The 13,047-nt window shown below is 50.5% G+C and carries 8 protein-coding genes and 1 pseudogene; all 9 read right to left on the minus strand.

The genetic code is table 11. The features are described from left to right. Positions 1–7: 7 nt before the first annotated feature. Positions 8–2,500 (minus strand): DUF349 domain-containing protein, encoded by a 2,493-nt coding sequence (locus NB647_RS08195; RefSeq protein WP_269282906.1) that lies wholly within the window; start codon positions 2,498–2,500, stop codon positions 8–10. 399 nt (positions 2,501–2,899) lie between these two features. Next, positions 2,900–3,109 carry a hypothetical protein gene (locus NB647_RS08200; protein WP_269282908.1) on the minus strand — a complete coding sequence of 70 codons (210 nt, stop codon included), beginning with the start codon at positions 3,107–3,109 and terminating at the stop codon, positions 2,900–2,902. Between the two features lie 213 nt (positions 3,110–3,322). Next, entirely contained in the window at positions 3,323–3,778 is a 456-nt protein-coding gene (locus NB647_RS08205; protein ID WP_269282909.1) for a hypothetical protein, read from the minus strand. Between the two features lie 499 nt (positions 3,779–4,277). Next, positions 4,278–5,078, minus strand: a complete 801-nt coding sequence (locus NB647_RS08210; protein WP_269282911.1) for a class I SAM-dependent methyltransferase — start codon at positions 5,076–5,078, stop codon at positions 4,278–4,280. Positions 5,079–5,153: 75 nt separating this feature from the next. Then, positions 5,154–8,027: an adenosylcobalamin-dependent ribonucleoside-diphosphate reductase gene (locus tag NB647_RS08215; protein ID WP_269264126.1), complete on the minus strand. Its 2,874-nt coding sequence runs from the start codon at positions 8,025–8,027 to the stop codon at positions 5,154–5,156. 176 nt (positions 8,028–8,203) lie between these two features. Beyond that, the gene (locus tag NB647_RS08220; protein ID WP_269282914.1) at positions 8,204–9,136 is read right to left on the minus strand and encodes an electron transfer flavoprotein subunit alpha/FixB family protein; all 933 of its coding nucleotides are present in this window, start codon (positions 9,134–9,136) and stop codon (positions 8,204–8,206) included. Between the two features lie 44 nt (positions 9,137–9,180). After that, positions 9,181–9,930 carry an electron transfer flavoprotein subunit beta/FixA family protein gene (locus NB647_RS08225; RefSeq protein ID WP_269282916.1) on the minus strand — a complete coding sequence of 250 codons (750 nt, stop codon included), beginning with the start codon at positions 9,928–9,930 and terminating at the stop codon, positions 9,181–9,183. A gap of 35 nt (positions 9,931–9,965) precedes the next feature. Next, positions 9,966–10,211, minus strand: a complete 246-nt coding sequence (locus NB647_RS08230) for a sulfurtransferase TusA family protein (RefSeq protein WP_269282917.1) — start codon at positions 10,209–10,211, stop codon at positions 9,966–9,968. 14 nt (positions 10,212–10,225) lie between these two features. Continuing rightward, a pseudogene (alaS, locus tag NB647_RS08235) lies at positions 10,226–12,839 on the minus strand (alanine--tRNA ligase). Positions 12,840–13,047 lie beyond the last annotated feature (208 nt).

A 13,047-nucleotide genomic window follows, 5' to 3' on the forward strand; every position in this document is an offset into this window, starting at 1 on the left:
CCCGGTATCAGCCGGGTTCATTCAGTTTCATGATCAGCCTGTTGATCCGGTCGATATCCTCCCCATCCGCCAGCGCAGGCAATTCAAGCAACTGTCTGGATACATCCACCGGTTTAAGCGTTTCACTTCCTCCCAATGCTTCCTGAAGCATTTCCATCTGTTTTTTGAGCCGTTCATTCTCCAGATAATCCGGTGATTCAAGTCCATACAGGATTTCAAACCGGAGAATGTTTTCTTTCATGGAGGACACGTTCTCCAGCAAACGTTTCCCGTATGCCAGATTCCTGCCAGCCATGGCTTTCAATCCATTATAAAAACGGCGCGACAAGACACTCTCCATCTTTTCCGGAAGAGCAGGCAATGATTTCCACGCAGTTTCAAACTCCTCATCTTCGGAAACGGTATCGATCGGACCATTTTCAGTCTCGACACAAAAATCGGCAATCCGTTTTTCCAAAGAACAGCACAATACGAATTTATCGTGAAATCCTTTCAGGAGTTCAGACATTCTTTCCGATTTCAATTGTCTGATCCGATTTCTGCATAACGCTACCGCATCATCCAGTCTGTTCTGGATTTCAGATGCCGCGTCGCGTGGAACATGTCCGACATTCTTCCATTGATTCAGAAGTTCCCCGAGACGATGTTCAATCTCTCCGGGTTTGTCGCAGGCATTCATTGACTCCAGTTCTGCGCATATCTTCTCTTTTTGCCTGAGATGTTGCTGTCTCTCAAGATCGTTGATCCTGTTCTTTTCCACCCGGCAAGCATGAACCCGTTCACAAACTTCACGAAAACGTGCCCATAATTTTTTATCTTCCCGATTGTCCAGTGGAAACGCTCTGGCGCAGATCTGCCACTTGTCCTGCACGGCATGCAACATCCTGCCGACGTCCTTGTGAGCGGGATCGATTCTCTCCACTTCTTCAATGAGCTGTTGACGGCGCCCGATTTCCAGCTGGGTTTGGGCATAAAGCTTTTCCCTGACGGGCTGGATAACACTGGAAAATGTCTCATCAAGCCGTTTTTTCTCCTTTCTTCCCACCATGCCGAGTTGACGCCACAACTGCATCGTCTGCCGGTAAAAACTGATCACAGGTTTCCAGTCGAATTGTTCATGACGAGCCGTCACATCAGCCAGATCGGACTCGAAATGATGCGCGAAGGCACGTACATTTTCGATAATCGACTCGGCCCGGATGATATTCTTTTCCCTTTCACTGGCCTGTTTTCTCGCATGTTCAAGCACTGGTTCATAAGCACGATTGCAAGCATCATCGAATTGGGTCCATTGTTCGCGGGTCGCCATACCGGATACGGCATTAAGAGACTTCCACTGTTCCCTCGCCTGAACGACCGTCTCCGCCAGCATACCGATTTCAAGCTCCTGTTCAGGCAATTCCTGCATGAAACGAATCAGCTTTTCGCGTGACAATTGTCCACTCCATTTTGCCCACCCCTGCAAACGTCTGAGTTCGGCCCTGAAATGTTCCAGCTGTACCAGCTGTTCGTCACCTGCATCCAGTACATCCGTTTCAAGCTGGCGCAGCGCATCATCATGGATTACGGCATCCTGTACAGACCCCGATTCCACCGCCTGCCGCAACGCCCCCAAATGCTTGCCGAAATACTCTTTTGCTTCGGACGGGGAAAGTTCGAGTTTCGGAAAGGAATCAATAATGGAAGATTCCACTACGGCCAGCTGCACAAGAATGGCATGGAACCGCTCGTCCAGTTCGGCCAGCCGTTCCTTGTTCCTGACTGCGGGCAATTCAGCCCACTGTTTTTTCAGTTCCGATTCATCCAGACGGGAAAAATCGGACTGCTCTGTTTCGTGAAGCCACTTCATACGAAGCTCCTGCGCCTCGTATTCTTTCCGGAAATGTTCCGACAAATCAGCAAGAGCGGTCAGTTTTGTCTCGAAATCAGCAAGCAACTGACGTGGCAGGGAAAATTGTTCCGGCGATGTTTTCCATTCTTTCAATTTCCCTGCAAAATCCTGTAACCGTGCCGAACGTTCCGAAGGAGTCATAACAGGATTTCCATCCAGCTCCGACAATTCGGCATAGGCTGTTTTCACTTCCCGTTGCAAAACCAGCTGAGCGGACAATCTTGATTCAAGCTGCGCACGCAAGGACTCAAACCGGCTTTTCAACCCGAACGGCAACCTGTCAGCATCGTTTTCCGTAACTGTTTGCCATTCCCGATCGAGCTCGACGACCAGATTGGGAGTCAGCGCAGGTTCTTCTGCCAGCGCAGACGCCTTTCCGACAAGCAGACCAACCCTGGTTGCAAGTACATCACTGCGTGTCATTTCATTCAGACGTACCTGCATCAGCCTGTATACACGCCGGTCCGTTTTTTGCATGGCCGATCTGACCTGTTCCAGAACCTGTCTCGAATGAATTTTCTGTGCTGCCACATAACGCGCGTCTGCAAAACGACACCGCATCACGAAGTCGACAACGACAGACTCGTCATCAGGCAGCTGTTCTGCCACTTTCAGCGCTTCCAGTTTTGCATCCTGTGAGACAGAAGCATCCTTCTTTCTTTCAGGCTGAGTGGCTTTATCGTCTGGATGTTTCTTTCCAAAAATGTGCGATAGAAAATTCAGCATAGAATATGGAACCCGACTTCACAAAAAAGGACATGATATCAAGAGGAAGCGCAAATTACTTTTTTCTTGATGTAAAAACAGTAAAAATTTTGTGAAAGTCGACGAAGTTGTGGGTTTTGACCTTGAACAAGGCCAGAGGAATCAGAAAACGGGAAAAACCTGCCTGTTTTCACGATTGACAATATGCACATCACGCCATTTTTCAATATGACATGCAAACAACTCAATCGTGACAGGAGGTCAATCAATAAACAACAGGTTTTCGAAGAGAAACAGACCTGATCAGGAATTTGCGCAATGGCAAGGATGGTGAGATCCATTACCACCATCAGCGATATGCGGCTTGTGAACTTCGGAATGTATATGCGCCAGCAAATCATACGCTTCAGCTTTGCGGTTCTGCACTCCAAGCATGATGTCATGATCCATGCCCATGCTCATATAGCAACGCTTCAAAAGATCGGCATGCTCTCTGGACATTGATTTTTTCATGTAAAAATCCTTTCCTAAAAATCTTTGTAAGATAATCGGGATTTCCCGGTTCCGGTTTGAAACCTGGATTCAGGCAAACCGTATCCGGCTCCCGGCGGCCGTCCGGCAAGATAGAACCGACAACTGCCCTGCTCCGTCTGTCCGAAAACGGAAATCGGCTAACTGGTTGATTTGCCGATTATTGCAACTTCGTATTATAACTTGTATTTCATTTCAGCGATATGACACGGAAAAACCATTCCTGACATATTCTCCGTTTTCTTTCGGCAAAAAGCTGTCGTGATACCCGAAACGGTATTCCTCAAATTCCGGAAAACCGTTGTCCTCTTCCATGAATGTTTCCGCCATTTCGAACCAGTTTTCATCGGACAGAACTTCTTTGGCCTGTTCGAAAAGACGGGTTTCCTTCCGATCAATAAGATCCTCGATCTGACGGATGTACAGATCGACCCTGTCTGTCAATATATCCCTGCCGATACTCCATTTCCAGGGAAAACAGGTTAAAAGAAAATAGGTTTCACTAATATTGTTTCTGCAAGACCTGAATTCCGCCAGAAGTTGCTGCGAAATTTTTCCCGTTCTTGCCAGAACCGGCAAAACCGTTTTCTCGAAACGGCTCAACCGGCATTGCTCGTAAATTTGCGCGATACGGTGGATAATCTCGTCCATTCCGGAAATGTCCCCGTCAGATAAAACTGTTTTTTTCCTCAGATATCCCAACTGTCGCCTAAGCCGTTCATTATCACTGGTAACGGCAACCTGAACATACACACTTGATAACATGATGGTCTTTCGGTTTTCGGAAGAAACAAAACAAGAAAATCGCCTGAATAATGTCATCCATTCAATGAATGACCTTCATAAAAATCGTAAATCGTAATGGATTATCACGGACTTCCGTTTGATGTTTGACAAATATCGCCGTTCTCCCCAATGAAAACAGACCGAAAAACGGCTTCGGCTATTTCAGAAACAACCTTCATCGCATCAAACCGGATTACAAAGGATCGACCTTCCTGATCGCATCAGGCTGCCCTTAAACAATCCTTCCTTTATTTCCATGAAAAGGAAACAAGACATATTTACCGGACCTACAAACAGGACGACGCCCCGCCACTTCAGGAAATTCCTCTCCCTGTTTCCTGTTCCAGACAAGGATTGACAACCATTATTTGACGCCGATCCTCATCCGGTAACCGAAATCGATATCAAACACTGTTTCGCCGAATACATCCCGAACAGATCGCATGAACCGGGCAAGATCTTCTTCGATCAGACCTGGATCGACTTTCAGTATACTCTGCAACCCTCCCTGGCTTTTTGCCAGCCCGATCAGTCTTTCGGCATCGCATTTTTCCCTGCTGGAAAAAACGATTTCCCTGACATATCTGAAATATCCGCTGCTTTCGATATGATGCAAATGTCCGGTTTTTTCCCACCGAACAAATGACGATTCAACAAGTTTTTCCGTTTTTTCGATTTGGAGAACCTTGTCGAACAATTCCTTATATTTCTTTTCGACCCGCCAATCGGAGACAGGAGGCCAATCGCAATCGACTGTAGCAAACACTCCTCCCGGCCTCAGGACACGGTTGATTTCAGACAAGGCCGACCGTGGTTCCATCCAGTGAAACGACTGGGAACAGATGACGGCATCGGCTGACTTATCCGGTAATCCCGTACTGGTCGAAGAACCTTTCCTGAAGGCTATTCCGTTCATTTCCTTTTTTTGTGCAACAGCAAGCATATCGTCACTGAGCTCGATACCGATCACTTCCAGACACCGATTCCGCCAGACAAGAGTAGAAAGTCCCGTCCCGCATCCGAGATCAACGACCCTGTCCGGTTTCCGTCCCAGATATTGACGTATGACCTCAACCGGATAAACCGGCATCCTGGGACGTACACCATCATAAAGCCCGGCAAACCCTGTAAATCGCCTCGCATTTTTCAAAACATGCTCATCCATTCCGGAACCCTTCTTTCCAATAAAAAACCCTGCAGGCAACAGTCATACCTGCAGGGCTATCATCTTCAGCGGCGGTCAGCCGCAGGAACCGATCGCTCCGCACGATGTACAGAAATCGCAACCATCCTTGCGGATAACGGTCGCATTGCCGCACTCCGAACACAATCTGCCGGCCATTTTCTGTGCAGAAGTCCGTATTTCGTGAACCGGCTCATCGGCGACGACACCCAGCGGTTTGACCGGATGGCCATCCGGCATGAGAATGCCCAGCATGTTATAGCGGTGAATGACCAGCTGAGCAATATAGGCAACGGTAGATGGAAAACTGGCCTGTCTTGCCGTACCGGGAACCCGTGCCAGAAAATCACCTCGCGGTTCGGCGTAATTCAGCAATTTGCGCAACTTCATACCGATCCATGCCGGATCAATCACACGCATGTCAACCGAAAGCAGCTTGCACAAACCATCCAGTGCACGGGGATGGCCACCAGTCAATCCCATACTGTATGGACGGCGCGTACCATCAGGCATTTCCAGTTCTTTCAGCATCAGAACAAAATCATCGCCAGTCGACGGGTTCTGTACATCGGCCACCCATGCCAGGGTACCATCCGTCCCGGTCTTGGGTTCATGACGGGAAAAAAGCGCATCAAGAACCGGCGAGGGTTCATCCGTTTTATGATCCAGCGCACCCAGCTGATTGTAACGCCACATGACCAGTCTGGCGAGAGCCGCCGTCGCACTGGGAACCTGAATGAATTCGCCGTCCGGAGGCATCGGCATTTCGAAAGAATCTCCTCCGACATGGGATAACATGGTAAAACGTTTGTGCAACCAGCTCCGATCGTTGGCGCGCATATCGATGGACAGGGTTTTCGCAATAGCATCGAGACCGCGCGGCGTTTGTCCTCCCAGTACCCAGACCTCGAACGGAATGCCATCGTGATCGGAAACGGCAACGGCAAATTCTCCCTGCGGTGACTGTATCTGTTCACTCACCCAGGCTGAAGCCCCTGCAGGCAACATCGGACGTGACGGCCACCTTAACGAAGACAGCGGAGGAGCGATAGTCACTTCCTTCAGAGTGATGCGTCTGTCCTGCTCCAGAAGCGTAACAGAATGCGAACTGTTTTCCTTCTTTCCGTTTTTTTCTTCCGTTTTTTCCCCAGAAACAGAAAGAACAGCCGCTCTCACGCTGTTCGGGCGATAGGTCGTAATGCCTTTCAACCCTTTTTTCCAGGCCTCCAGATACAGATTCTTGAAATCCTCATAGGGATAATCTTCTGCAACATTGACGGTCTTCGATATGGCGGCATCGATATAAGGAGCGACTGCCGCCACCATCAGCATATGGTCCATCGCCGATATTTCCAGTGCCGAAACGAAACAAGCGGGCAGTTCCGAGACATCGTTATTCATGGACCGGTAAACCCGATAGGCATGATCTTCTACCGTGTAATTTTTTCTGGAACCGTCAGGCATACGCTTGACACGATTGTAAAACCACGAAAATGCCGGTTCGATACCATTGGACGCATTATCGGCGAAAGCCAGTGAAATCGTGCCGGTCGGTGCAATGGACGTCAGGTGGGAATTCCGGATGCCATGCTTGCGAATCCGTGTTTTTATCTCTTCAGGCAAACGCGATACGAATCCCCCTTCCAGATAACGTTCCACATCAAGCATGGGAAAAGATCCACGTTCCTTCGCCAGATCAATCGACTCCGAATAGGCCGCATCGCGCATCGTTTTGGCAACCTTGATCGCAAAATGGCGCCCTTCATCCGAATCGTAACGTATTCCCTGCATGATCAGGGCATCTCCCAGTCCGGTAAATCCCAGACCGACACGGCGTTTCGCTGCGGCTTCCCGTGCCTGTTCCTCAAGTGGCCACTTTGTTGCTGTCAGTACATTGTCCAGCATACGGACTGCGATTCCGGTTACCCGGGTCAGCCGTTCAAAATCGAAAACCGGTTTCTCCGAAAACGGCGCGATCACAAAAGCAGCCAGATTCAGGCTACCGAGGCAACAACAGCCATAATCCGGCAAGGGCTGTTCACCACACGGATTGGTCGCCTCGATGACTTCACAATATGCCAGATTGTTTTCCCTGTTGATCCGGTCAATGTAAAGGACTCCCGGCTCTGCGGCATTGTATGTGCTCTTCATGACCAGATTCCAGACATCCCGCGCCTTCACCCGGCTGTAAACCCATTTGCCGTCAGCCCGTTTGCAAGCCCCTTTTTCTTTCAGACTGTCATTGGGTTCCGCATCGTGCACCAGTTCGAAATCGCTATCTGTCTCGACCGCACGCATGAACGCATCCGTCACACCGACGGATACATTGAAATTGCTGAGCTGATTCCGTTCCTGCTTGACCGTGATGAATTCCAGAATATCCGGATGATCGATACCAAGAACCGCCATTTGGGCACCACGCCGTGCACCAGCCGACTCGACCGTTTCACAGGAGCGGTCAAACACTTTCATATAGGAAATCGGACCCGAGGCACTGCTGCCTGTTCCCCGCACTTTGGCGCCACGTGGACGGATGGATGAAAAATTGTAACCGACACCCCCGCCTCTGCGCATGGTTTCCGCCGCCTGCGCCAGAGCCGTATAAATCCCCGGTTTGCCGTCAACGGTATCCGTTATCGAATCGCCGACCGGCTGGACAAAACAGTTGATAAGCGTCGTCTGCAATCCTGTACCGGCGGCACTGCTGATCCGACCCGCCGGTATGAATCCGTTTTGCATGGCCCACAGAAATTTTCCGGCATACTGTTTCCTGCTTTCGGGGGATTCCACTTCCGCCAGTGCGTGGGCAACTCTTTCCATGACTTCCTGTACAGTCGTCTCGTCGCCTTTGGCATATTTCTCGAGCAATACTTCGGTAGAGATTTCCTGTGGTGCAAACACAGACAACGTATCATTTTCAGAAACTGGCATAACACCTCCCCGGTTCAAACAATCTGTTCGGGAACGACCATTGTCCGGGGTCGGCATTTCCCCGGACAACTCATACAAAACTGCTTCACGGCTTGCCTGCCGTCACGATTCAGATCAACCGCATACCCAGACTGCCGTTCCGCCGGTCAGTCCCTCATCGGTCAACAAGGCCGCAATCAGTCCAGCGCGGCAATCAGCTGGGGAACCAGTTCATTCAGATCCCCGACTATTCCATAGTCAGCAGCCAGAAAAATCGGTGCATCCGGATCCTGATTGATTGCGACAATAGTTCTGGAGTCCTTGATTCCGGCGACATGCTGAATAGCGCCTGAAATACCCACCGCAATATAAAGATCCGGAGCGACAATTTTTCCCGTCTGACCGACCTGCAAGTCATTCGGAACATAACCGGCATCGACTGCTGCACGGGAAGCTCCGACCGCGGCCCCCAGCTTGTCCGCCAGCTGTTCAATCAGTCTGAAATTCTCCGCCGATCCCACACCCTGCCCTCCGGATACAATGATCTTCGCACTGGATAACTCAGGACGGGACGACTTGTCCGTCCGGGACGATACGTAAGACGATCTGCCACTATCGGCAACGGCAGCAATATTTTCAACCGGCACGGCATTGTCACTTTTTTCCGCGGGTGGAAAAGCTGTGGTTCTGACAGTTAATACCTTGATCGTATCTTCCGACTGCACCGTCGCAATGGCATTGCCTGCATAAATCGGCCGTTCGAATGTCTCTTCCGAAACGACCCGGGTGATTTCGGAAATCTGCCCGACATCCAGACAGGCCGCGACACGCGGCATGACAGCTTTTCCGCTGGAAGTGGCCGGAGCCAGTATGTGAGTATAAGCGGCAGCGATGGTCAATATCTGGCGTGCCACGTTTTCCGGCAAAGCATGCTCGAGTGAAGTCGCATCAGCCATCAGTACCTTCGAGACACCGGACACTTTCGACGCTTCTTCGGCAACGCTTTTGCACTGGCAACCGGCCACCAGCAAATGAATATCCTGACCGCACAACAAAGCGGCGCTTACGGTATTCAAGGTACTGTTCTTCAAAGACTGATTGTCATGTTCGGCAATAACGAGAATGGACATTTCTGAATTCCTGTATTGAAAACTGGATAATGATCGAATGAGGCTCAAATCACTTTGGCTTCGTTTTTCAGCCTGGACACCAGCGTGGCAATATCAGGCACCATCTGGACTTCCGAACGGGCAGCCGGTTCGGTTACCTTCAGGGTTTTGAGACGGGAATCTACCGATACGCCCAATTCTTCGGGAGAAGTCGTTTCAACCGGTTTTTTTCTGGCCTTCATCATATTGGGCAACGTCACATAACGCGGTTCATTCAGCCGCAAATCCGCCGTAACGACCGCGGGCAACTGCAACGACAGGGTTTCCTGACCATCATCGATCTCACGCGTGACCAACGCCTTTCCGTTTTCAATGGCAAGTTCCGATACCGAAGTCGCTTGTGGCCAATCAAGCATAGCCGCCAGCATCTGTCCGGTCTGGTTGGCATCATCATCTATCGCCTGTTTGCCCAGAATAACGAGATCCGGCTGTTCCTTTTCAACGATTTTTTTCAGTATCCTTGCTACAGCCAGCGGCTGCAATCCGGCTTCCGTCCTGACCAGAATACTTCTGTCGGCACCAATAGCCATAGCAGTACGCAAGATATCCTGCGATTTTTCCACGCCACATGAAACAGCAATGATTTCTGTCGCGACGCCTGCTTCTTTTTGACGGACCGCTTCCTCGATAGCGATTTCATCAAACGGATTCATCGACATTTTCACATTATCCGTTTCAACACCGCTTCCGTCTGGCTTGATACGAATCCTGACGTTGTAATCTACAACCCGCTTGACGGGTACCAGTATTTTCATGCGTCGCTCCAAAATAACTCGCTGTTTTTCCAATCCTATTTTCTTCTGACAATAATGGTGAAAATACCATTTTCTTCAGTCTGTTCCACCACTTCATTTCCTGTCTGGCTGCCGAAAAAATGAAAATCGCGTACAGCGCCCGGATCAGTCGCCAGAACTTTCAGCAACTGCCCGGATTCCATGTTCGCCAAAGCCTTCTTCGCCTTCAGGATCGGCATCGGACATTTCGTCCCACAGGCATCGACAGTCTGATCGGTTCGCTTCGGATCGTCGTTTTCCATTTTCTGTCAATCAGTCAACCCAGACGTTCCTGTACCCATTTCTTCACGCTCTTCAACGCTTCCGGAAGGCCGCTCGGATCCGACCCGCCTGCCTGAGCCATATCAGGACGGCCTCCCCTTTTTGCCACCGACCTGGCTGGCGACAAAATTGACCAGCTCGCCAGCTTTGATCTTCGATGTCATATCGGAAGTAATACCCGCGATCAGACTGACTTTGCCATCCTTGACCGTTGCCAGAACAATGGCTGCCGTTTTCAGCTTGTCCTTCAGCTTGTCCATGGCATTGCGCAAACCGGGCACGTCGGCCCCCTCAACCATGGAGGCCAACACCTTGATACCACTGACATCGATGGCTTTGCCCGCCAGATCGTCACCCTGGCTGGATGCAAACCGGGCTTTCAGCGTCGACAGCTCCCGATCCAGACCTTTCATTTGATCCTGAAGCTGGACAATCCGGTTAACCAGTTCATCAGGCTGGGTCTTCAGCGCTACCGCCGCTTCATCGACTTTTCGGGACATTTCCTGCACCCAGTGCATTGCGGCAAGCCCCGTCACCGCTTCAATCCGCCGGATTCCGGCAGCGACACCGCCTTCCGAAACGATTTTGAAAAATCCGATATCCCCTGTCCGGGAAACATGGGTACCACCGCACAATTCACAGGAAAACCCGATATCGAGCACACGAACCACATCACCGTATTTTTCGCCGAAAAGAGCCGTCGCACCATGTGCGATCGCCTCATCGAAACTCATCTGCTGTGCCTGTGTCGGAGTATTGGCGACGATTTCCCGATTGACAATTTCCTCAACCTGGCGGATTTCGTCATCCGTCACCGGTGCATTATGACTGAAGTCAAAACGGGTTTTGTCCGGATCGACCAGCGACCCCCGTTGTGCGACATGCGCTCCCAGGACCTGACGCAAAGCCTTGTGCATCAGATGGGTAACGGAGTGATTGCGCATCGTTTGCGCACGCAATTCCATATTGACACGTGCATCCACCTTGTCGCCCAGCGAAACCGTTCCGTTGACAACCTTGCCATGATGTCCGGCCACATCAGCCTGGATTTTTTGCGTATCTTCCACTTCAAAACGCATATGCTGGCCTGCCAGTACACCCACATCACCGACCTGCCCCCCCGATTCAGCATAAAACGGCGTGGTATCCAGCACGACGACACCGCTTTGGCCCTCTTCAATCCTGTCAACAGGTGTTCCATCCCGATACAGGGCCACCACCGTCCCGGTTTCTTCCAGGCGTTCATAACCGACAAAACGGGTTTTTTCACCGTTATACTCCAGAACGGCTGCCATTTTGAATTTACCCGAAGCACGTGCTGCCGCTTTCTGTTTTTCCATGGCAATATCAAATCCGGCCTCATCGACAGAAATATTCCGTTCACGACAAATATCGGCTGTCAGATCCAGCGGAAAGCCATAGGTATCATAAAGCGTAAAGGCCGTCTCGCCATCCAGAACCCGTGGTTCTTTCGCCAGCGCCGCTTCCAGAATTTTCATGCCATTATCGAGTGTTTCGCCGAAACGTTCTTCCTCATGACGCAAAACCCGCTGGACATAGCCGGCCGCTTCCGTCAGTTCCGGATAGGCCGCGCCCATTTCCCTGACGAGATCGTCAACCAGTTTGTAAAAAAACGGCTTTGTCTGACCCAGTTTGTACCCGTGGCGAAGTGCACGGCGGATGATACGGCGCAATACATAACCATGCCCGTCGCTTCCCGGAATAAGACCGTCAACAATCATGAAAGCGCTGGCACGAATATGATCGGCGATGACTTTCAGGGAATTGTCTGTCAAATCTGCCGTATCCGTTTCGCGTGCCGCGGCCTTGATGAGATTCTGGAACAGGTCGATATCGTAATTGCTGTGAACATGCTGCAATACGGCAGCCAGACGTTCCAGCCCCATGCCGGTATCGACACACGGACGCGGCAATGGCGTCATATTTCCCTGTTCATCGCGATTGAACTGCATGAACACGAGATTCCATATTTCGATATAACGGTCGCCATCCTCGTCCGGACTTCCCGGAGGCCCTCCGGCAATTTCAGGACCGTGGTCGTAAAAGATTTCCGTACACGGACCACACGGACCGGTATCCGCCATCTGCCAGAAATTGTCGGATGCGTAACGCGCTCCCTTGTTGTCACCGATACGGACAATCCGTTCCTTCGGCAAACCGATCTCATCGGCCCAGATACCATAGGCCTCATCGTCTTCCTGATAGACGGTCGCCCACAGTTTTTCCGGAGGCAATTTATATACTGTCGTCAGCAAATCCCATGCAAAATGGATGGCATCGCGCTTGAAATAATCACCGAAACTGAAATTGCCCAGCATTTCGAAAAAAGTATGGTGCCGCGCCGTATAACCGACATTCTCGAGATCGTTATGCTTCCCTCCTGCACGGACACATCGCTGCACGGACGTCGCGCGGGTATAGGGACGTTTGTCCAGTCCCAGAAAAACATCCTTGAACTGGACCATACCGGCATTCGTCAACATCAGGGTCGGGTCATTGGCCGGAACCAGTGGACTTGAACGGACGACCGTATGGCCTCTTGCTTTGAAAAAACTCAGAAACTTTTCACGAATTTCGGCAGATTTCATTTTTATTGTAGAAAGCAGTAAAGCTGAAAAAAAGGATTATAAAAGAAAAATACCCGACATATTTGCCTGTTTGGTTCGATGTGAACGAGTCAGGATTTCAGCAATATCCGGAATATCCCTGCACAAAAAGCGGCGCAGGTCATTTCGTGGGGAAAACATGTCCGGTTTTTTCATCAATACAGCCAAAGAACATTCATCCGGTTCCAAC

Origin of the sequence: Oxalobacter aliiformigenes (assembly GCF_027116575.1) — a bacterium.
Taxonomy (GTDB): domain Bacteria; phylum Pseudomonadota; class Gammaproteobacteria; order Burkholderiales; family Burkholderiaceae_D; genus Oxalobacter; species Oxalobacter aliiformigenes.

Bases quoted from the DNA above. Each gene is read 5' to 3' on its own strand.
- NB647_RS08200 (WP_269282908.1), bottom strand. From the start codon at position 3,109: ATGAAAAAATCAATGTCCAGAGAGCATGCCGATCTTTTGAAGCGTTGC.
- NB647_RS08205 (WP_269282909.1), bottom strand. From the start codon at position 3,778: ATGGACGAGATTATCCACCGTATCGCGCAAATTTACGAGCAATGCCGG.
- NB647_RS08210 (WP_269282911.1), bottom strand. From the start codon at position 5,078: ATGGATGAGCATGTTTTGAAAAATGCGAGGCGATTTACAGGGTTTGCC.
- NB647_RS08215 (WP_269264126.1), bottom strand. From the start codon at position 8,027: ATGCCAGTTTCTGAAAATGATACGTTGTCTGTGTTTGCACCACAGGAA.
- NB647_RS08220 (WP_269282914.1), bottom strand. From the start codon at position 9,136: ATGTCCATTCTCGTTATTGCCGAACATGACAATCAGTCTTTGAAGAAC.
- NB647_RS08225 (WP_269282916.1), bottom strand. From the start codon at position 9,930: ATGAAAATACTGGTACCCGTCAAGCGGGTTGTAGATTACAACGTCAGG.
- NB647_RS08230 (WP_269282917.1), bottom strand. From the start codon at position 10,211: ATGGAAAACGACGATCCGAAGCGAACCGATCAGACTGTCGATGCCTGT.